Origin of the sequence: Streptomyces sp. MNU89 (assembly GCF_020982505.1) — a bacterium.
Lineage (GTDB): Bacteria > Actinomycetota > Actinomycetes > Streptomycetales > Streptomycetaceae > Streptomyces > Streptomyces xinghaiensis.
This window is the reverse complement of the sequence record NZ_JAJKLL010000001.1, coordinates 271804-291341: the sequence shown is the minus strand read 5'-3', so window position 1 is coordinate 291341 and position 19538 is coordinate 271804. Positions and strand designations below refer to the sequence as shown.

Annotated in this window: 21 protein-coding genes and 1 pseudogene; 15 read left to right on the top strand and 7 right to left on the bottom strand. The window is 75.8% G+C overall.

Going from position 1 to position 19538, the window contains the following annotated elements; translation table 11 throughout:
- Positions 1–29: 29 nt before the first annotated feature.
- Positions 30–839: a CPBP family intramembrane glutamic endopeptidase gene (locus tag E4N63_RS01405; protein ID WP_230239687.1), complete on the top strand. Its 810-nt coding sequence runs from the start codon at positions 30–32 to the stop codon at positions 837–839.
- 63 nt (positions 840–902) lie between these two features.
- Here the strand turns inward: E4N63_RS01405 and E4N63_RS01400 are convergent, their stop codons facing one another.
- On the bottom strand, positions 903–1727 hold the full coding sequence (locus tag E4N63_RS01400) for a PhzF family phenazine biosynthesis protein (protein ID WP_230239686.1): 825 nt from the start codon (positions 1725–1727) through the stop codon (positions 903–905).
- 369 nt (positions 1728–2096) lie between these two features.
- Here E4N63_RS01400 and E4N63_RS01395 point away from each other — a divergent pair, with 369 nt between their 5' ends.
- Positions 2097–2642 carry a Clp protease N-terminal domain-containing protein gene (locus E4N63_RS01395; RefSeq protein WP_125625362.1) on the top strand — a complete coding sequence of 182 codons (546 nt, stop codon included), beginning with the start codon at positions 2097–2099 and terminating at the stop codon, positions 2640–2642.
- A 129-nt stretch (positions 2643–2771) separates the two neighbouring features.
- Here the strand turns inward: E4N63_RS01395 and E4N63_RS01390 are convergent, their stop codons facing one another.
- Positions 2772–3131 carry a hypothetical protein gene (locus E4N63_RS01390; protein WP_125625360.1) on the bottom strand — a complete coding sequence of 120 codons (360 nt, stop codon included), beginning with the start codon at positions 3129–3131 and terminating at the stop codon, positions 2772–2774.
- Positions 3132–3449: 318 nt separating this feature from the next.
- Here E4N63_RS01390 and E4N63_RS01385 point away from each other — a divergent pair, with 318 nt between their 5' ends.
- Together E4N63_RS01385 and E4N63_RS01380 are read left to right on the top strand one after the other, a co-directional pair.
- Positions 3450–4475, top strand: coding sequence for a DMT family transporter (locus tag E4N63_RS01385; RefSeq protein ID WP_230239685.1), 1026 nt, complete (start codon positions 3450–3452; stop codon positions 4473–4475).
- 186 nt (positions 4476–4661) lie between these two features.
- Positions 4662–5679, top strand: a pseudogene (locus E4N63_RS01380) (DMT family transporter).
- 27 nt (positions 5680–5706) lie between these two features.
- Here the strand turns inward: E4N63_RS01380 and E4N63_RS01375 are convergent.
- Complete coding sequence (locus E4N63_RS01375; RefSeq protein WP_230239684.1) at positions 5707–6369, bottom strand: pyridoxamine 5'-phosphate oxidase family protein; 663 nt, start codon at positions 6367–6369, stop codon at positions 5707–5709.
- Positions 6370–6404: 35 nt separating this feature from the next.
- On the opposite strand from E4N63_RS01375, the gene E4N63_RS01370 reads away from it, so the two are divergent.
- Positions 6405–7736: an aminotransferase class I/II-fold pyridoxal phosphate-dependent enzyme gene (locus E4N63_RS01370; protein ID WP_230239683.1), complete on the top strand. Its 1332-nt coding sequence runs from the start codon at positions 6405–6407 to the stop codon at positions 7734–7736.
- Here the strand turns inward: E4N63_RS01370 and E4N63_RS01365 are convergent.
- The gene (locus E4N63_RS01365) at positions 7727–8722 is read right to left on the bottom strand and encodes a DMT family transporter (RefSeq protein WP_230239682.1); all 996 of its coding nucleotides are present in this window, start codon (positions 8720–8722) and stop codon (positions 7727–7729) included. The genes E4N63_RS01370 and E4N63_RS01365 overlap by 10 nt on opposite strands.
- 38 nt (positions 8723–8760) lie before the next feature.
- On the opposite strand from E4N63_RS01365, the gene E4N63_RS01360 reads away from it, so the two are divergent.
- Complete coding sequence (locus tag E4N63_RS01360) at positions 8761–9801, top strand: LysR family transcriptional regulator (protein WP_230239681.1); 1041 nt, start codon at positions 8761–8763, stop codon at positions 9799–9801.
- Here E4N63_RS01360 and E4N63_RS01355 read toward each other — a convergent pair.
- Both E4N63_RS01355 and E4N63_RS01350 read right to left on the bottom strand, forming a co-directional pair.
- Positions 9749–10216, bottom strand: a complete 468-nt coding sequence (locus E4N63_RS01355; protein ID WP_230239680.1) for a pyridoxamine 5'-phosphate oxidase family protein — start codon at positions 10214–10216, stop codon at positions 9749–9751. The genes E4N63_RS01360 and E4N63_RS01355 overlap by 53 nt on opposite strands.
- 378 nt (positions 10217–10594) lie before the next feature.
- Entirely contained in the window at positions 10595–11110 is a 516-nt protein-coding gene (locus tag E4N63_RS01350; protein ID WP_125626834.1) for a Rieske (2Fe-2S) protein, read from the bottom strand.
- Positions 11111–11287: 177 nt separating this feature from the next.
- Here E4N63_RS01350 and E4N63_RS01345 point away from each other — a divergent pair, with 177 nt between their 5' ends.
- The 7 genes from E4N63_RS01345 (at position 11288) to E4N63_RS01315 (ending at position 17297) form a co-directional block, all read left to right on the top strand.
- Positions 11288–12070, top strand: coding sequence for a HipA family kinase (locus E4N63_RS01345; protein ID WP_230239679.1), 783 nt, complete (start codon positions 11288–11290; stop codon positions 12068–12070).
- A complete protein-coding gene (locus E4N63_RS01340; RefSeq protein ID WP_125626832.1) occupies positions 12067–12456 on the top strand; it encodes a DUF3037 domain-containing protein in 390 nt (129 codons plus the stop codon). The genes E4N63_RS01345 and E4N63_RS01340 overlap by 4 nt, the downstream gene beginning before the upstream one ends.
- Positions 12457–12904: 448 nt before the next feature.
- Positions 12905–13666 (top strand): 3-oxoacyl-ACP reductase FabG, encoded by a 762-nt coding sequence (gene fabG, locus E4N63_RS01335; RefSeq protein ID WP_230239678.1) that lies wholly within the window; start codon positions 12905–12907, stop codon positions 13664–13666.
- Between the two features lie 21 nt (positions 13667–13687).
- Positions 13688–14449 carry an SDR family oxidoreductase gene (locus E4N63_RS01330; protein ID WP_185831396.1) on the top strand — a complete coding sequence of 254 codons (762 nt, stop codon included), beginning with the start codon at positions 13688–13690 and terminating at the stop codon, positions 14447–14449.
- Positions 14450–14590: 141 nt separating this feature from the next.
- A complete protein-coding gene (locus tag E4N63_RS01325; RefSeq protein WP_230239677.1) occupies positions 14591–15577 on the top strand; it encodes an aldo/keto reductase in 987 nt (328 codons plus the stop codon).
- 162 nt (positions 15578–15739) lie between these two features.
- Positions 15740–16408, top strand: coding sequence for a uracil-DNA glycosylase (ung, locus tag E4N63_RS01320; protein WP_230242293.1), 669 nt, complete (start codon positions 15740–15742; stop codon positions 16406–16408).
- Between the two features lie 421 nt (positions 16409–16829).
- The gene (locus E4N63_RS01315) at positions 16830–17297 is read left to right on the top strand and encodes a hypothetical protein (RefSeq protein ID WP_230242292.1); all 468 of its coding nucleotides are present in this window, start codon (positions 16830–16832) and stop codon (positions 17295–17297) included.
- A 115-nt stretch (positions 17298–17412) separates the two neighbouring features.
- Here E4N63_RS01315 and E4N63_RS01310 read toward each other — a convergent pair whose 3' ends face one another.
- Positions 17413–18054: a TetR/AcrR family transcriptional regulator gene (locus E4N63_RS01310; RefSeq protein ID WP_125625002.1), complete on the bottom strand. Its 642-nt coding sequence runs from the start codon at positions 18052–18054 to the stop codon at positions 17413–17415.
- 84 nt (positions 18055–18138) lie between these two features.
- Here E4N63_RS01310 and E4N63_RS01305 point away from each other — a divergent pair, with 84 nt between their 5' ends.
- Complete coding sequence (locus E4N63_RS01305) at positions 18139–19116, top strand: NAD(P)-binding protein (protein ID WP_374112656.1); 978 nt, start codon at positions 18139–18141, stop codon at positions 19114–19116.
- Positions 19038–19538 carry an FAD-dependent monooxygenase gene (locus tag E4N63_RS31355; RefSeq protein ID WP_374112655.1) on the top strand — a complete coding sequence of 167 codons (501 nt, stop codon included), beginning with the start codon at positions 19038–19040 and terminating at the stop codon, positions 19536–19538. The genes E4N63_RS01305 and E4N63_RS31355 overlap by 79 nt, the downstream gene beginning before the upstream one ends.

Genomic DNA, 19538 nt, shown 5'->3' with positions numbered 1-19538 from the left:
AGGGGAACGCGGCGGACCGGAGGCGGGTTGTGCGGGCAGAGTCGGGCAGTGCGGCCGGGGTGCCGTGCGAGGAGAAGACGCCGGCGACGCGGGTGCTGCGGCAGGAGACACTGCTCGTGCTGGCCCTCTCCGTCGGCGCCAGTGCGCTCTCGGCGGTGATCAGCTTCACCGGCTCGGTCACCGCGCCCGGCGATCTGCAGGACCGGGCGGCCACCCTCAACGGCTCCCAGGCGCCGGGCCGTCCCTGGCTCGACCTGGCCTGGCAGCTGTTCGGCATCGCCACCGCGCTGGTGCCCGTCGCCCTCGTGGCACATCTGCTGCTCCGCGAGGGCGCCGGCGGACTGCGGGCGCTCGGGCTGGACCGGCGGCGGCCCGGCTCCGACCTCGGCCGCGGCGCGCTCGTGGCGGCGGCCATCGGCGGCACCGGGCTGCTGTTCTATCTGGCGGTGTGGGCGACGGGGGCCAACCTCACGGTGGTGCCCGAGTCGCTCCCCGGCGTCTGGTGGAAGTTTCCGGTGCTCATCGCCTCGGCGGTGCAGAACTCCCTGCTGGAGGAGGTCGTGGTCGTCGGCTATCTGCTGCGCCGCCTCGGGCAGCTGGGCTGGACCCCGGCGGCGGCGCTCCTCGCGAGTTCGGTGCTCAGGGGGACGTACCACCTCTACCAGGGCATCGGCGGATTCGTCGGGAACCTGGTGATGGGCGTCGTCTTCGTGTTCCTCTACCGGCGCTGGGGGCGGATCGGGCCGCTGGTCGCCGCGCACGCGCTGATCGACATCGTGGCGTTCGGCGGCTACGCGCTGCTGGCGGGCGAGGTCGACTGGCTGCCGACCCCGCCCTGACGGACCCGCTCCGGCCGGGCGTACGACCGGACGGCGTGACCCGGAGCACCGGACGTCCGGGTCTCAGTCCGGGGCGGTCAGCAGCTCTCCGTCGATGACGGTGACCGCGCCGCCGGACAGCAGGGTCCGCTCGCCGCGCAGCGCCGTGCGCACCAGCCCCGTGCGGGTGGACGCCTGGAGCCCCGTCAGCTCCTCGCGGCCCAGCCTGGCGGACCAGAAGGGCGCGAGCGCGGTGTGGGCGCTGCCGGTCACCGGGTCCTCGTCGATCCCGACCGCCGGTCCGAAGAAGCGGGAGACGAAGTCGTAGCCCGCCGACGGGTTCCCGGCGGCCGCTGTCGCGATGACGCCGCGGTGGCCGAGCCGGGCGAGGGCGCGGAAGTCGGGGGTGAGATCCCGCACGGCCCGCTCGTCGGGCAGCTCCACCAGCAGGTCGCCGACGGCCGGTCCGGTGTCGTGGGCGGACACCGGCCGTGCGCCGAGTGCTTCCGGCAGCTCCGGGGGCACGTCGACGGCGGTGAGCGGCGCGGTCGGGAAGTCCAGGGTGATGACGCCGTCGTCCCCGGTGGCCGCGGTGAGGACGCCGCCGCGGGTGGTGAAGCGGACCGTCCCGGTGGCGGTGCCGGTGGTGTGCAGGACGTGCGCGGTGGCCAGGGTCGCGTGGCCGCAGAGATCCACCTCCGTGGCGGGGGTGAACCAGCGCAGCGCCCAGTCGGCGTCCGCGCCGGGGCCGAGGCGGTGGGCGAAGGCCGTCTCGGCGAGATTGACCTCGGCGGCCACTTGCTGGAGCCACCCGGCGCGGGGGAAGCCGTCGCCGTCGAGAAGGACGACCCCGGCGGGGTTGCCGGCGAACGGGCGGTCGGTGAAGGCGTCGACGATACGAATCCTCATGGGCGGCACCCTAGGCCGGTGCGGAGGCGGCGCACCAAGGCCACTGGGCGGCCGGTGGCCTTGGTGCGCCGGCCCGGTGGCGGCATGACGGCGGCATGACGGCGGTCCTTCCCCTCGCGTGGCCCTCGTCCGTCCTTCCGCCGTTCTTCCCGCGTTCCCGGTGTTCTCCCGGCGGGTGTCCCCGGCGCGAGGGGCCGCGCGGGCCGCCCGTCCGCCCCGGCGCGTCCGCCCGCCGGGCGCGCCCCCGGTCCGCGCGGTGCTCTCATCCGTGAGGAGGAGATGCCGAACGGAGCCGCCCGTCCCAGGGCGTAGGCGGAGATGAGTCCCCGCGCGGATGCCGGAGCGGCCGGGAACTGATGGGGTGGAAGGGTGCACAACCGTACGTCGCAGACCGCGTCCACCTGTCCGCTCCGCTCCGCCCGCCCGGCCGGGCCCACCGGGTTCCGCGTCGAACCGGCGTCCGTGGCCTCCGGTGCCCGCCGGCGCGCCGTCCGCGACGGGGACCGGCAGACGGACACGGCGCATCTGCTGCACAGCCTCCTGGAGTACGACCCGGACGTACGGGCCGCGTTCGACGGCGGCCCGGCCCAGGTCCTGCGTCTGCGCGGCTATCTGGCCCAGCGCAGCATCGGCTACGGGCTGCGCTGGCGGGGCGCGGCCGAGGGGTCGGAGGCGCCGTTCCGGCCCCGTGCGGGGGGTACGACGCCGCTCTCGCCGGCGGCCGCCGCGGCCGTGGAGGGCGCGTTGACGCGGGCCCGTGCCCGGGGAGCGGACCGGGCGACGGGGACGGACCTGCTGGCCGCCCTGGCCGCCGACCGGAAGTGCCGGGCGGTGGAGGTGCTGCGCCGGGTCGGCGTCGACCCGGAGCTGCTGGTGGCCCGGCTGGAGTGCGGCGCCGTCCGGGACGGCGGCTGAGCGGCCGGCCGGGTCCGTGCCGGTTGCCCGACTGCCCGGGGCGCGGGGTGACGGCGGCCGCGGGCGGGTCCGCAGCGGGGCGTCCCCGGCGGGACGGACTCCCGCCGGGGACGCCGGGCTGAAGGCGGGTCAGCAGGTGACGACCTTGCCGTAGGAACCGATGCGCCAGTGGCCCGTCCAGGTCTGGCCGTGCCGGTAGGTGAGGCACCGCAGGTCCCTGCCCCGGTTGATGACCACCTTCACGTGCATGGTCCGGCCGCAGGTGTTCGTGACAGTGACCTTCTTCCGGTGCTTGACCACGTCCCGCCGGACGCATGCCGGGGCGGTGCCCCGCGCGTCCGCCGCCGCGGCCGGGGCCATCCGCTCCGCGGTTCCGGCGGGCGCCGCGGCCGCGGGGGCGGCGGGGAGGGCGAGGCCGCCGGCGAGGGCCGCGGTGGCGGCGGTGAGTGCGAGACGCCTGCGGGCGGTCCCGGTACGTGTGTTCGTCATGGGTCCGGAGTCCTTTCCGATGGTCCGTTGGACGGACGGTCTGGAGGCCCGGCCCGTGCGGGAGCCCGCCCGGCCCGGCCCTGCTTCCGGTGACGAGACTGGGGGCACGGAAGCCGAACGGTCCAGAATGGACAGGGAAATGACGCAATCGTGGGACATGCGTCTCGCCGAACTGCGGAGGCGCCCGCCAGTGGGACGGTCTCCTGGGACGTCCCGGGCGCCGCCCGGTGCGTTCGCTCGGGCCGGCCGGGATGGCCGACAGGCGTCAATGGTGGTGACAGTCATGACATTGTCCGACGGTGCTGACATGATGAGCCGATGCAGAGGTCCCGTGGAAGATCCGCCGGTCTCGGACTCGCCCTCGTCTCGGCGCTGGCCTTCGGCGGCTCGGGTGTCGCCGCCAAGCCGCTGATCGAGGCGGGCACGGACCCGCTGCAGGTTGTGTGGCTGCGGGTCGCGGGCGCCGCACTGGTGCTGCTGCCCCTCGCCTGGCGCCACCGCGGACTCCTGCGCCGGCGTCCCGCACTGCTCACCGGCTTCGGCCTGCTGGCCGTCGCCGGGGTGCAGGTCTGCTACTTCGCGGCGATCTCGCGCATCCCGGTGGGGGTCGCCCTGCTCGTGGAGTACCTGGCCCCGGCCCTGGTCCTCGGCTGGGTCCGGTTCGTGCAGCGGCGGCCGGTGACGCGGGCGGCGGCGCTCGGGGCCGTCCTCGCCGTCGGCGGCCTGGCGTGTGTGGTGGAGGTCTGGGCGGGGCTCGGCTTCGACGTGCTCGGGCTGCTCCTGGCGCTCGGCGCGGCCTGCTGTCAGGTCGGCTACTTCGTGCTGTCCGACCACGGCAGCGGCGGTGACGACACGGCCGACCCGGCCGGTGTCATCGCGTACGGGTTCCTGATCGGCGCGGCCGCGCTGACCCTGCTCGCCCGGCCGTGGGGCATCGACTGGCACCTCCTCGCCGGGCGGGCGGAGCTGGCGGACACGGCGGTGCCCGCGGCGCTGCTGCTCGGCTGGGTGGTCCTGGTCGCCACCGTGCTGGCCTATCTGACCGGCGTGGTGGCCGTACGGCGGCTGTCGCCGCAGGTGGCCGGGGTGGTGGCGTGCCTGGAGGCGGTCATCGCCACCGTCCTCGCCTGGGTGCTGCTGGGGGAGCACCTGTCCGCGCCCCAACTGCTGGGCGGAGCCGCGGTGCTGGCCGGTGCCCTCATCGCCCAGAGCTCGGTGCCCAAGGACGGGGCGGGGGTGGTGGCCCGGACGGCGGAGCCGCCCTCCCCGGCGCCCGCGAAGGCGGCGGCCGCACCGGCCGGTGCGGCCGCGGAGGGCCGGTCCGTCCGCGAGGGGACCGGCTAAGGTGCTCTCCGTGCGTCTCATGGTTCTGCCGCCTCCCCCCGCGTAGGGCGGGCGGCCATTCCGGAGGACCAGCCCGGCCGGCTGCCGGGCCGGTCGTCGCTGCCCGCGTCAGGAAGTCCCGCGGCCACCGTCCTCGTCTTCCGTGGAGAACCTCACGTGCGCTCTTCGCCTCTTCTCACCCCGTCCGTGCCCGCACCCGGCCTGTCCGTGGGCCGGGCTCTCGTCTTCCTCGCCGTGGCCGGCGCGGCCTGGGGCACCGTCGGAGCGGCCGCCGCGCTGCTGCACGGCCTCAGCGACCTCGGCCCCGTCGCGCTGTCCTTCTGGCGCTGCGCTGGCGGGCTCGTCCTGATGCTCGGCTGGTCGGTGCCGGCCGCCGCGCGGCCCGCGCGGCGGATGCTCGGGGCGCACGAGCCCGCCGGCCGGCGGTGGCTGCGCATCCTCGGAACCGGCTGCGGGATGACCCTGTTCCAGACCGCCTACTTCGCCGCGGTGCTGGAGACCGGGCTCGCGGTCGGCACCGTGGTGACCCTGGGAGCGGGCCCGGTCCTGATCGCTGTCGGCGCCCGGCTGCTGATGGGGGAGCGCCTCGGACGCGGCGGCCTGGCCGCGGTGGCCGGAGCGCTCGCCGGCCTCGTGGTGCTCGTCCTGGGCGGCGGCGGGGCACGGTCCGTCCCCTCGGGGTGGGCTGGCGCTCCTCTCCGCCACCGGATACGCCGGGGTCGGCCTGCTCGCCCGATGGCTGGGGCGGCATGGGGCCCGGGCGGACCACCGCTCCACGACGACGTGGGCTCTCGCGGTCGGGGCGGTCTGCCTGCTGCCCTGGGGCCTGGCGGAGGGACTGCTGCCGCACACCGAGGAACCCGGGCGGGTGCTCGCGCTGCTGGTGTACGTGGCCGCGGTGCCGACCGCGCTGGCCTACGCGCTGTACTTCGCCGGCGCGGCGGTCGTCCGGGCGGCCACCACCTCGGTCGTCATGCTGATCGAGCCGGTTGCCGCGGCCGCTCTGGCGGTGCTTCTCCTCGGTGAACGTCTCACCGGGGCCATGCTGCTGGGCACCGGACTGCTGCTGGCCGCGGTGACGGGACTGGCCGTCGCGGAGGCGCGCACGGCGGCACCGGACCGCGAGCCGCCGGCCGCCCCGGTGTGCCCGGGTGGTCCCGGAGGCTCCGGGGCGCGGCGCTCCGGGGCCGGGCGGCGCGGGTGAGTCCCCCCGCGCCGGGGCTGCGGTGGCTCAGCCGGAGGTGAGGTAGGCCGGGACGGTGACGGACGGGGCCAGGCCGGCGGCCGGCTGCGGGGTGCCGCGGGTGGTGGCGACCGGGAGGACCCCGCTCCAGTGGGGGAGGTCCAGGTCCCCGGGTTCGTCGTTCGGCCCGCCGGTGCGGATCTTCGCCGAGACCTCCCGCAGGTCCACGGAGATGACGGACGTGGCGGCGAGCTCCTTGGCGTTCGCCGGGCGCGTGTCCCGGGAGCGGCCGGGCACAGCCTGGTCGACCAGGGCGTTCAGGGCCGCCGCCCGCTCCTGTTCGCCGAGGACGCTCCGGGCGGTCCCGTGGACCACCACCGAGCGGTAGTTGACGGAGTGGTGGAAGGCGGACCGGGCCAGCACCACCCCGTCGACATGGGTGACGGTCACGCAGACCGGCAGGCCGGTCCCGCTCTCCTCCGTCTCGCGCAGCGGGCGGGAGCCGGTCGAGCCGTGCAGGTACAGGCGCTCGCCGACGCGGGCGTAGATCGTCGGGAGCACGACCGGCGCGCCGTCGCGGATATAGCCGAGGTGGCAGACCCAGCCCTTGTCGAGGATCGCGTGCACCACCTCGCGGTCGTACGAGGCGCGGTGGCGGGCCCGGGTCGGGGTGGTGCGCTCGCTCGGTCCGTAGGGGGCGGGCCCCGGCATGGCGTTCTCCTTTGTTCTAGTGCATAATCGACTTTGTGCTAGGAGATTACCGGATCCAGGGGCGGCGCGCAGCCGAGATCGCGGCGAGCGTGGAGGAGGGCGTGGGCGCGGGCGCCCTCGCCCCCGGGAGGCGGCTGCCGCCCCTGCGGGAACTCGCCGGAGAGCTGGGCGTCAATCCGAACACCGTCGCCGCCGCCTACCGCCTGCTGCGGGACCGCGGGGTGATCGAGACGGACGGCCGGCGGGGCAGCCGCGTCCGCGCCCGGCCGGCCAGCACCGCACGGGAGTCCATCCGGGTCGAGGCGCCCCCGGGCGGGCGCGATCTGTCCACCGGCAATCCGGATCCGGCCCTGCTGCCGCCGCTGGGGCCCGCGCTCGCCGAGGCCGCCCGCCGCTGCGCGGGGCGGCCGGTCCTGTACGGGGCCCCGTCGGTGGACCCGGAGCTGGCGCGGGCCGCCCGCGCGGAGCTGGACGCCGATGGGGTGCCGGACGGGCCCGTCGGCGTCACCTCCGGCTCCCTGGATGCGATCGAACGCGTGCTCGCCGCGCATCTCCGGCCCGGCGACGCGGTGGCGGTCGAGGACCCCGGCTGGGGCAGCATGCTCGACCTCGTGCCGGCGCTCGGGCTGCGGGCGGTGCCCGTCGCGGTCAACGACGACGGGCCGCTGCCCGGCGAGGCCGACCGGGCGCTCCGGGAGGGGGCGCGGGCGCTCGTCGTCACCGACCGCGCCCAGAACCCGACCGGGGCGGCCGTGAGCGCGGCGCGGGCGGCCGAGCTGCGGGCCGTCCTGGCCCGCCATCCGCGCACGCTGCTCATCGAGGACGACCACGGGCACGGCATCGTCTCCCTGCCCCTCCACCCGCTGGCGGGAAGCGTGCCGCACTGGGCCTTCGTCCGCTCCACCGCCAAGGCGTACGGCCCCGACCTGCGGCTCGCCGTCTTCACCGGGGACCCGCTCACCACCGACCGGGTGCGGGGCCGGCAGCGGCTCGGCCCCGGCTGGGTCAGCCATCTCCTGCAGCACACCGTGACGGAGCTGTGGCGGTCCGGCGCGGTGGACCCGGTGGCCGTCGCCCGCTCCTACGGCGCCCGGCGCGAGGCCCTCGTGGCGGCGCTGCGGCGGCGGGGGGTCGCGGCGCACGGGCGGAGCGGGATGAACGTCTGGGTGCCGGTCCCCGATGAAACCGGCGCGGTCGCCCGGCTCCTGCGGTCCGGCTGGGCCGTGGCCCCCGGCGCCCGCTTCCGCACGGCCTCGCGGCCGGGGGTGCGGGTGACCGTGTCGCCGCTGGCGCGGGACGAGATCGAGACGGTGGCCGAGGCGCTGGCGGCGGCCGCCGGCCCGCCCCCCGCGGAGCGCTACGCCTGAGGGCGGCGGCGCCGGCTCTGGGTGAGCGCCGCCCCGGCCAGCACGATCAGCGCTCCGGCCGGGACGTTCCAGTCGAGGCGCTCGCCGAGCAGCGCCACGCCGGCGGCCGTCGCGATGACGGGGATGAAGTACGTGACCATCTGCGCGGTCGTCGGCCCCACCTCGGCGACCAGCCCGTACTGGATGAGGAAGGCCACTCCGGTGCCGAGCGCGCCGAGCGCCGTCACGGCCAGCAGCGGCACCAGCGGGAAGGATGCCGGGACGGAGGTGAACAGCGGCGTGACGACGGCCAGTTGGGCGGTGCCAAGCAGCAACTGGGCGCTCGACATCGCCAGATGGGAATCGTCGCGGCCGGCCAGGGTGCGGCGGACGTGGACCCAGCCGACGGCGTAGCTCGCGGAGGCGGCCAGGGCCATCGCCGTGCCCGCCGGGTCCTGCCCGGAGAAACCCTGCCAGGCGCCCAGGACCGTCAGTACACCGATGAAGCCCAGGCCGAGGCCCGCCACCCGGCGCCGGGTCGGCCGGTCCTCGGAGAGCGCGACCATCGACAGCGCCATGCCCCACAGCGGGGTGGTGGCATTGCAGATCCCGGCCAGCGTGGAGGAGATGGTCAGCTCGGCGTAGGCGAAGAGGGAGTACGGCAGCGCGTTGAGGAAGAGGGCGGAGACGGCCAGATGGCCCCAGGCGCGGGCGCCCCGGGGGAGGCGCTGCCGCCGCAGGCCGAGCGCGGCCAGCAGCACCGCCGTGCCGAACACCATCCGCCCGAGGGTGACCTGCAGCGGGGCGTAGCCCTCCGTTCCCACCTTGATCAGCAGAAAGCTGAAGCCCCAGATCAGCGAGAGGAGGGCGAAGCGGATCCGCCAGTCGACGGCGGGGCGGCGGGCGGGCCGTGGCCGGGGCCGGGGCGGCGGGTGCGGAGCGGGAGTCGTCCGTCGTGGCGGGGCGGTCATGGGCCCCACGATGCTCCGCGAGATCTCGTAGGACAAGCGAAAAAATCTGGACCACACCGTTTAGCATCGCTTACATGTTGAACCTGGATCGGCTGCGCACCCTGGACGCCGTGGCCCGGCACGGCTCCATCAGCGCGGCCGCCGCCGGACTGCACGTCACCACCTCCGCCGTATCGCAGCAGCTCGGCAAGCTCGAACGGGACACCGGGCAGCGGCTGCTGGCCCGCAACGGCCGCGGCATCCGGCTGACGGACGCCGGCCGGCTGCTCGCCGAGCACGCGGCGCGCATCCTCTCCCAGGTCGAACTCGCCCAGGCGGACCTGGAGGCGCGTGCCGGGCAGCCCGTCGGCGAGCTGCGCATCGGTGCCTTCCCCACCGCGGCACGCGGCCTGCTCCCGGCGGCCCTGCGCAGGCTCCGCGGGGAACATCCCCGGCTCCGGGTGCGGCTGCGCGAGCTGGAACCGGACGACGCCGTGCCCGGGACCGTCCGCGGCGACCTCGACCTGGCCGTCGTCCTCGACTGGTACAACAAGCCGCTCTCGCTGCCCGGCGGACTCACCAAGGCACCGCTGCTCGACGATCCCGCCGATGTCGCGATCCCCGCCGGCCACCGGCTCGCCGGCCGGGCCGAGGCGGACCTGGAGGACTTCGCCGGTGACGAGTGGGTCTCCTGGCCGCAGGGCGAGTTCTGCCACGACTGGCTGATGCTCACCCTGCGCGGCAAGGGCATCGAGCCGCGGGTCTCCCACATGGCCGGGGAACACCACACCCAGCTGGCCCTCGTCGCCGCCGGCCTCGGAGTCGCCGTCGCGCCGAGGCTGGGCCGCGGGCCCGTGCCGGAGGGGGTGCGGATGGTGCGGGTCCGCAGCGGGATGCGCCGGCACATCTACGCCGTCTGGCGGGCCGACGCCGACCGCCGGCCCGCGATACGGGCCGCCGTGGCGGCGCTGCGGCAGAGCGCGGCGGGTGCGCGGGACACGGGCGGAGCGGACACGGCGGACGGGGTGCGGCGGACGGGGTGCGGTGGGCGGAGAGTGCTGAGCGCCGGAGTCCGGCGAGCCCTCAGACCTCCGCCATTTTGCGGAAGTCCCACGATGCGACGGCCTCCGGGGTGAGCCGCAGCCAGCCGTGCCGCCCGTCGTGCGGCAGCTCCTCCAGCCCGAGGTACTTGCCGGCGAAGAGCCGCTCGGGCGCGTCGAGTTCGGGGTGCGGCTCCCCGGTGCGGGGCGCCTCCCCGACGAACTCCGCCGTCCCCGACAACTCGGCGCCGCGCAGCTCCCCGTACTCCTCGCCGTCGTCCACGATCACCGCGAGCCGCGGGTCGCGGCGCAGCTGTGCCCAGCGGCGGCTGCGGGTCAGCGAGTAGAGCCAGAGGGACGTGCCGTCCCAGCAGAACCAGAGCGCGCTGACGTGCGGACGGCCGTCCGCGCCGACCGTGGCCACCCGGCAGGTGCGCTGCCCGGTGAGGAAGGCGTCCAGCTCCTCCGGGCTCATCATGATCCGGCGGCCGCGCCGCTGGGTGGCGGTCATCGAGTCCGTCCTCCGTGCTGGTGGTGATCGGGCGTCCGGACAGCATGCGGGCTCGGCGCGGGGCGCGCAACGACGGTTCCGTCACGGGGAAGGGGAGGGCGGAGGGGCCCCGGCGGGTGCGCCGGGCGGTGTCCGCGGTGCGGAGCCCGCCGCGGTGCCGGCTCCGGGAGGAGACGCCGTACGGGGAGCCCGCGCGACGGGGCGCCGGGGCGGCCGGAACGACAGCGCCCGCGGCGCTCCTCCCTGCTGGAGCGCCGCGGGCCCGCACCGCGGTCTTGTCCGGCCTTCCCCTCCCGCCGTCTCCCCTTCTCCGTCCCGCCCCGGCGTGCTCGGCAGCGACAGCCCCGGCCGCCCCGCCGGGAGGGCGGCCGGGGACGGTCAGCCCAGCATCACCGCGTCACCCTGGACGGTGATTTTCGCGGGTGGCAGCGGCTTCGGTGCCGGGCCGGCCTTGACGCTGCCGTCGAGCGCGCTGTACTTGGCGCCGTGGCAGGGGCAGTTGATGAGGCCGTCGGTCACGTCCTTCACCGCGCAGCCCTGGTGGGTGCAGGTCGCCGAGAATGCCTTGAAGTCACCGGCGGTCGGCTGTGTCACGACCACCTTCTGGTCCGGGAAGACCTTGCCGCCGCCCTCGGGTATGTCCGCCGTCTTCGCCAGCTCCGTGCCGCCACCGGCCGCCTCCCCGCCGGTGCCCCCGCCGGCCTCGCCGGAGCCGGCACCGGTGTCCGCGCCCGCCTCGGGCGCCCCGGCGCCGCCGTCCGGCTGCTGTGCCGGGGCGCCGGAGTCACCCGAGTCGCCACAGGCGGCGAGGGCCGCCGTGAGACCGACGGCCCCGGCGGCTGTGACCACGGCGCGGCGGCTGGTGCTCCGCGCGGAGCCCTGAGATCCCGTCATGGTGAGTACGTCCCTTTCGCTGAGGCGCTGTGCGCGATCTGCCCCGGTGACAGCCGCTTGCTTCCCCCGACCTGTACGCAGCGGGACCCCGGGGTGTTCAGCGCCGCCCGGGCCGCCGCCCCGGCACGGGCGCCGGGTCCGGCACGGGCGCACGGCGGCTCCCCGTAACCTGGGGGGATGCTGCGCGACGTCACCGCCACCCGCTACATCGCACCGCTGCGGGAGGGCGGTTCGCTGCCCGGCCTCGTCGAGGCGGACGACCTCGGCCTCTGGGTGGTGAAGTTCGCCGGGGCCGCGCAGGGCCGCAAAACCCTCGTCGCCGAGGTGATCTGCGCCGAGCTGGGCCGCAGACTGGGGCTGCGGGTGTCGGAGCCGGCCGTCGTCCGGCTCGACCCGGTGCTCGGGCTGGCGGAGCCCGACCCGGAGGTGCAGCACCTGCTCAAGGGCGGCGGGCCGAACTTCGGGGCCCGCTTCCTCTCCGGCGCGCTCGGCTTCGACCCGCTGGGCTGGGAGATGACCCCGGCCGACGCCGGCCGCGTCGTCTGGTTCGACGCGCTCGTGGGCAACGTCGACCGCTCCTGGCGCAACCCCAACCTGCTGGTGCGGCAGGGCGAACCCTGGCTGATCGACCACGGAGCCACCATGATCTGGCACCACCACTGGCCCTCGGCGCGGAAGGCCGCGGCACGGCCGTACGACGCCACGGACCACGTCCTCGCCCCGTTCCGCCCCGACGTCCGCCGCGCCGCGGCCGAACTCGCGCCCCGGGTGACCGCGGAACTGCTGGCCGAGATCACCGCCCGGGTGCCCGACGCGTGGCTGGACGGCGAGCCCGGCTTCGACGGCCCGGAGCCGTTGCGCCGCGCGTACGCCGAGATCCTGCTGCGCCGGTCCCGGACCGTCCACGAGAGCCTCCTGGCCGCCCCGGCGGGCGGGAACGGCGCGAGGGCGGCCCGGTGAGCGCGGGAGCGGACGGGCGCGACGTCTTCGAGTACGCGCTGCTGCGGGTGGTGCCGCGGGTCGAGCGCGGGGAGTGCTTCAACGCGGGCGTCGCCGTCTACTGCCGGGCGCGTTCGCTCGTCGTGGCCCGGACCCATCTCGACGAGGCGCGGCTGCGCGCCCTGGACCCGCGGGCCGATGTCGCGGGCGTACGGGCGGCGCTCCGCGCGGCCGAGGAGTTCTGCCAGGGCGGCGCCGGGCGGGCCGCGGAGGAGGACCCGGGCCGGCGGTTCCGCTGGCTGGTGGCGCCACGCAGCACGGTGCTGCAGCCCGGGCCGGTGCACACCGGGCTGACGGCCGACCCGGCCGCCGAGGCGGAGCGGTTGCTGGCGCTGCTGGTGCGGTGAGGCCCGCGGCCGGCGTCCGGGGGTGCCTTATCGGCGCGGCTGTCCCCGGCTCCCGCGGGTTTCCGGCTCCGGCCGCCCGAGCGGCACGCGGGCGGGTGCCGGCCCTGCCGGGTTCGCCTCCATCGGCGGGTGCGGGCCTTCCCGGCTTCGCGCTGGTGTGTTTCCCTCCCTCTCGCCCGTTGCCGCTCGCGGCTCGTTGAAGCGCCGGGTGGGGTGCGGTGCCGGTGTGGGTCCTGGCGGGCCCGGCCGCCCGGGTGTGGCGCTCTTCCGTGCTGTGACATGCGCACCTTGGCGCGACAGGCCGTTGACACGGGGTGCCGGGGCTTCTAGCGTTTCGCCAAATGACCTACTAAGCGGTTGCTCACCCATCCGGCCCCTACTCCCCGCGCCCCGGCGCGGGCGGCCGGCGGGTGAGCCGGACCCGCATCCGAGCGCGAGGAGAACCCGCATGTCCACCACCGAGCAGCGCGTCGCCATTGTGACGGGCGGTGCCCGCGGCATCGGCGCGGCCACCGCCGTACGCCTGGCCGAGGAGGGCCGCGCCGTGGCCGTGCTCGACCTCGACGAGACGGCCTGCAAGGACACCGTGGAGAAGATCACGGCCGCGGGCGGCACGGCCCTCGCCGTCGGCTGCGACGTCTCCGACGCCGGCCAGGTCGAGGCGGCCGTGGCCCGGGTCGCGGAGGAGCTCGGCGCGCCGGTCGTCCTCGTCAACAACGCCGGGGTGCTCCGCGACAACCTGCTCTTCAAGATGTCCGAGGGCGACTGGGACACCGTGATGAACGTGCACCTCAAGGGCGCGTTCCTGATGACCCGCGCCTGCCAGAAGTACATGGTCGACGCCAAGTTCGGACGGGTCGTCAACCTCTCCAGCAGCTCGGCGCTCGGCAACCGCGGCCAGGCCAACTACGCCACCGCCAAGGCAGGTCTGCAGGGCTTCACCAAGACCCTGGCCAAGGAGCTCGGCAAGTTCGGCGTCACGGCCAACGCCGTCGCCCCCGGCTTCATCGTCACCGAGATGACCGCCGCCACCGCCGCCCGCGTGGGCATGGACTTCGAGGACTTCCAGGCCGCGGCCGCCTCGCAGATCCCGGTCCAGCGCGTCGGCCGCCCCGAGGACATCGCCAACGCGATCGCCTTCTTCACCGGCGACGCCGCCGGATTCGTCTCCGGCCAGGTCATGTACGTGGCCGGCGGCCCGCTCAACTAGCCAGCAGGGGAACGGAAACACATGACTGCCGACGTGCAGGACAGCGGAAAGACCGCGATCATCACCGGAGCGAGCCGCGGCATCGGCTACGGCATCGCCGAGGCGCTCGTCGCCCGCGGCGACCGGGTGTGCATCACCGGGCGCACCGAGGAGACCCTCAAGGAGGCCGTGGAGAAGCTCGGCTCCGACCGGGTCATCGGCGTGGCCGGCAAGGCGCACGACCCGGCTCACCAGGCGGAGGCCGTCGAGCGCACCATGGAGGCCTTCGGCCGGGTCGACTACCTCGTCAACAACGCGGGCACCAACCCCGTCTTCGGGCCGATCGCCGACCTCGATCTGAACGTGGCACGCAAGGTGTTCGAGACCAACGTCGTCTCGGCGCTCGCGTTCGCCCAGCTCACCTGGAAGGCCTGGCAGCGGGAGAACGGCGGCGCGATCGTCAACATCGCCTCCGTCGCCGGCGTCTCCGCCTCGCCCTTCATCGGCGCCTACGGCATCAGCAAGGCAGCCATGGTGAACCTGACCCTCCAGCTCGCGCACGAGTACGCGCCGGCCGTGCGGGTCAACGCGATAGCCCCCGCCGTCGTCAAGACGAAGTTCGCGGAGGCGCTCTACGAGGGCCGGGAGGAGGAGGCCGCGGCGGCCTACCCGCTCAAGCGGCTCGGCACCCCGGAGGACATCGGCGGCGCGGCCGAGTTCCTGCTCTCCGACCGGGCCGGCTGGATCACCGGCCAGACGCTCCTCGTCGAGGGCGGCATCTTCCTCAACTCCAGCGTCGGCTGACCTCCGGGGGCCCGCGGCCGCCCGGCCGCTTGACCTCGTGTGCGCTCCAACCGGCACTGTCCTCGGTGCGGGCCCGTCCGGGTCCGCACCGAGGAGCTTTCGGCTCCCTCGGGTGAGCACGGTTCCCGGAGGGACACGCACATGCGGTACCAGAAGCTCGCCGGCGGCGCCGGACCCGAGGTCAGCGTCCTGTGCCTGGGCGTCATGACCTTCGGCACCACGGTCGACGAGGAGACGTCCTTCGCGATCCTCGACCGGTTCGCGGAGGCGGGCGGCACCTTCCTCGACACCTCGAACAACTACGCCTGCTGGGTCGACGGCGCCACCGGTGACGAGGCCGAACTCCTGCTCGGCCGCTGGCTGAAGAGCCGCGGCGCACGCGACCGCATGGTCGTCGCCACCAAGGTCGGCGCCCGGCCCGACCTCTCGCGCGGCCCGCTCTGGTGCGACAAGGCCCCGGACGGCTTCGGCAACATGGAGGGACTCTCGGCCGGCGCGATCCGCGCGGGCCTCGAGGGCAGCCTCCGCCGCCTGGGCACCGACCGGGTCGATCTCCACTACGCCCACATCGAGGACCGCTCCGTACCGCTGGAGGAGACCGTCGGCGCGTTCGCCGGCCTGGTCGCCGACGGCAGGGCCGGGCTGCCGGGCGTGAGCAACCATCCGGCCGGCCGCATTGCGGAGGCCCGGCGGACCGCGGCCCGGCTCGGCCTGCCGGGCTACCGGTGCGTGCAGCAGCGGCACACCTATCTGCGGCCCCGGCCGGACGCGGACTTCGGCGTCCAGCGGCACACCGACGCCGGCCTGTTCGACTACGCGGCCGCGCAGCCGGACCTGACGCTCCTCGGGTACTCCACGCTGATGCACGGCGCCTACACCCGCGAGGACAAGGAACTGCCGCCGCAGTACGAGCACGAGGGCAGCGCGCGGCGGCTGCGGGTGCTGCGCGAGGTGGCCGCGGAGAGCGGGGCCACGCCGAACCAGGTGGTGCAGGCCTGGATGCTCGGCGGCCGCGTGCCCGTGCTGCCGGTCCTGGGGGTCAGCACGGTCGCCCAGCTCGACGAGCTGCTGGCCGCCGCCGAGCTCGACCTGGACGTGGAGGCGCGGGCCCGGCTGGACGCGGCCTGACGGGACGGGCGGGCGGGCGGACGTGGACGGGGCGGGCGGGTCCGGCCCCGTTTCCCCTCGTCGCCCGCCGTTCTCCCGTACCCCGGCGGGGCGTTGTCAGTGCGCGCCGGTACGTTCTGGGGACCGTTCCGATCGACCCCGGAGGTTGTTGACGTGACCGACATGCTGCCCGAGTCCTGGCGAGGCGTCCTCGGCGAAGAGCTGGAGAAGCCGTACTTCGCGGAGCTCATGGCCTTCGTCGAGGAGGAGCGGGCGGCCGGGCCGGTGTACCCGCCGCGCGAGGAGGTCTTCGCGGCGCTGCACGCGACGCCGTACGACCGGGTGAAGGTGCTCGTCCTCGGGCAGGACCCGTACCACGGCGAGGGCCAGGGCCACGGGCTGTGCTTCTCCGTCCGCCCCGGGGTGCGGGTCCCGCCGTCGCTGCGGAACATCTACAAGGAGCTGAAGGAGGACCTCGGCCACCCGGTCCCGGACAACGGCTTCCTGATGCCCTGGGCCGAGCAGGGGGTCCTGCTGCTCAACGCCGTGCTGACCGTCCGGGCCGGCGAGGCCAACTCGCACAAGGGCAAGGGCTGGGAGCGCTTCACGGACGCCGTGATCAGCGCCGTCGCCGCCCGGCCCGATCCGGCCGTCTTCGTGCTGTGGGGGAACTACGCCAAGAAGAAGCTCCCCCTGATCGACACCGAGCTGCACACGGTGGTGCAGGGGGCGCACCCGTCGCCGCTGTCGGCGAAGAAGTTCCTCGGGAGCCGGCCCTTCAGCCGGATAGACAAGGCCGTCGCCGACCACGGCCACACCCCGATCGACTGGCGCGTCCCGGACCTGGGCTGAGGCCGCCCGGACCCGGGGGTGAGCCCCGGGCCGGGCGGGGGCCGGCGGGCGCGGGCCGGGACGGAGTGCCGGCGGGCCCGGGGCTCCGATGGGGAGCGGCGGTGCTCCGGTGCCCTGCCGGTGGCGCCGTGCGCCGGACCCCGGCCGCGGTGACGTCCCGTCTCCGGACGCGGGCCGGGGCGCGCCCCCGGTCCCGGCCGGTTCGCCCGGCATCCGTCCGCCCGGGCCCGCCCGGCCGTCCGCTGCGCCGGGTGGGCCGGTGGCCGCGCGGGGTCCGGGTGGTGTGGTTAGCGTCGGAGGACGGGACGGACCGCGCGTCGGAGGACGGCGGTGAACAGGAACGCGGAAGGGACCGGAGGTGCCGGTGGAGGAAGAGCGGCGGGAGTCCGCCTCCCGGGAGAGCGCTGGTGACGACCCGCTGATGACGAGGATCGGACAGGTGGTCATGCTCCTGCACGCCGGTGACCGGGAGGAGGCCCGGAACCGCTTCGCCCGCTTGTGGGAGGAGGCCGGGGAGGGCGGCGACGGCCTGCACCGCTGCACCATCGCCCACTACATGGCCGACACGCAGGACGACCCGGAGCGCGAGCTGGAGTGGGACCTGCGGGCCCTGGCCGCCGCGGACTCCCTCTCGGAGGAACGGGTGCGGCGGTACGACGCGGCCGTGGGGCTCCGCGGCTTCTACCCCTCGCTGCACCTCAACCTCGCGGCCGACTACGCCAAGCTGGGCCGGACCGGGAGGGCGCGGGCGGAGCTGGCCCGGGCCCGCGCCGCCTCGGCCGTGCTGGACACCGGTGACGCCACCACCGGTCCGTACGCCGCCGGGGTCCTCGCCGCGATCGACCGGATGGAGATGCGGCTGGCGGACGGTGCCGGCCAGTCCCCGTAGAGGCCCGGCGGTCCGGGCGTGTCCGGCCGCCCATCTCGCGGCGGCCGGAGCGCTCCCCGGGCCGCGGCCTCCCCACCGGCGCCGGAGGCGGGAAGACGCCGGGGGTGACGGCGCGTCACTCCTGCGGAGCGACGCCGTGGCGCGGCCCGGAGACGGGGCGTGACCCCCGGACGAGCATTCCGGCCAGCAGCTCCCGGATGTCCTCGCGGAGTTCCTCCCGGCCCGGAGTGGCCGTGTGGAAGGAGCCGGCCGTGCAGGAGAAGAGGATCCCGTCGCACCACGCGATCAGGGAGAGGGTGTGCCGCCGCGGGGCGCGGGAGCCGAGAGCGGTCAGCATTTCCTCCACCATCTCCCGGAACACCCGGCCCTGCGCGTCGTAGACGGCCCGCAGCTCCGGCCGGCGGGTGGCCTCCAGGGCCAGTTCACAGCGGGCGACCAGCAGCCTGCGGTGCCCGGAGAGATAGCGGTGGAGGGCCGAGGCAAGGGTGTCGGCCAGCCCGTCGAGCCCGCCGGAGAGCGGGAGCCCGCCCTCCCCGGGGGCGAGGACGGCGCGCTCCCGCTCGGCCAGCCGCCGGACGGCGAGCTCCAGCAGCGCGGCCCGGGTCCGGGCGAGATTGGACGTGGAGCCCAGCGGCAGGCCGGCCGCCTCGTCCACCGCCCGGTGCGTCAGCCCGCGCAGGCCGCGCTCCGCGAGCAGGCCGATCGCCGTGTCGGCGACCAGGGTGGGGCGGGATGCGCGGGGCGTTCCGGTGACCATGCCGTTCAATCTACCGCTGTCACTACAGCTGTAGTACGCTCACGCCAAGGGAACTACAGCTGTAGTGACATCCGTGGAGGGACCATGACCCAGCCCCGAGCCGTCGTCATCGGCGGCGGCATCGGCGGACTCACCGCCGCCGCCGCGCTGCACCGCCACGGATGGTCCGTGACCGTCCTCGAACGCAGCGCCGCCCTGGAGCCCGTCGGCGCCGGGATCGCGCTCGCGCCCAACGCCCAGCGCGCGCTGGACGTCATCGAAGCCGGTGACGACGTCCGCGCGATGTCCGCGTGGCAGGCGGGCGGCGGACTGCGGCTGCCCGGCGGCCGCTGGCTCTCCCACACGACGAGCGACGCCGCGGCCGAGCGCTTCGGCGGCCCGGTGGTGATCGCCCACCGCGCCGCCCTCGTCGACCTGCTCCTCTCCCGGCTGCCCGCGGGATCCGTCCGGACGGGGGCCGCCGGGGAGATCACCGACCCCGGCGCTCCGGACCGCCCCGCCCGCGTCACCGTGACCGCCGCGGAAGCCGGTCCGGGCGCCCGGTCCGGCGCCGGTGGGAGCACGGGCCCGGACGCGGCCTCCGCCGCCACGGACGCGGTGGCGCCCCCGGCCGGCGGCGCGTACCCCGCCACGCTGGACGCCGAACTCGTCGTCGCCGCCGACGGCATCCACTCGGCGGCCCGGAGCACCCTCTTCCCCGCGACGCCCGCGCCCCGGTACGCCGGGTTCACCGCCTGGCGCTTCGTCGCCCCTGAGCCCGAGCAGCCGTTCGAGCCGCACGAGACCTGGGGCCGCGGGCTCGTCTGGGGGACGGTCCCGCTGCACGACGGCCGCGTCTACGTCTTCGCCACCGCCGCCGTCCCGGCCGGCGGCAGGGCGGCCGACGACGAGCGGGCCGAGCTGCTCCGGCGCTTCGGCGGCTGGCACCACCCCGTCCCGGCCCTCCTCGCCGCCGTCCGCCCGGGGACATCCTGCGCAACGACGTGTACGCGGCCGCGGCCGCGCTGCCCGCGTACCACCGGGGCCGGGTGGCCCTCGTCGGCGACGCCGCCCACCCCATGACCCCCAACCTCGGCCAGGGCGGCTGCCAGGCCGTCGAGGACGCCGTGGTCCTCGCGCTCCTCACCGCCCGCGCGACGGCGGACGACCCAGCCGGTGGCCCTGCCGGGACAGCCGCCCCCGGCGGCGCGGCCCCGGACGGAACCGTTCACGCCCTGGCCGCCTACACGGAGGCCCGGCTGGACCGCACCATGGAAGTCGTCCGGCGCTCCGGCCGCATCGGCCGGCTCACCACCTGGTCCTCCGCGCCCGTCTGCGCCCTGCGGACCGCCCTCTTCACGGCCGTCAACACGCTCGGCTCCCAGGTGGCCCTGCGCAGTCTCGACGGCATCGCCGACTGGAGCCCACCGAGCCCCCCGTATGCTGACCGCCCACGGACTCCTCCGGCCGTCCGGGGCCGGCGGGACGTGAAGGACCGGGAGTAG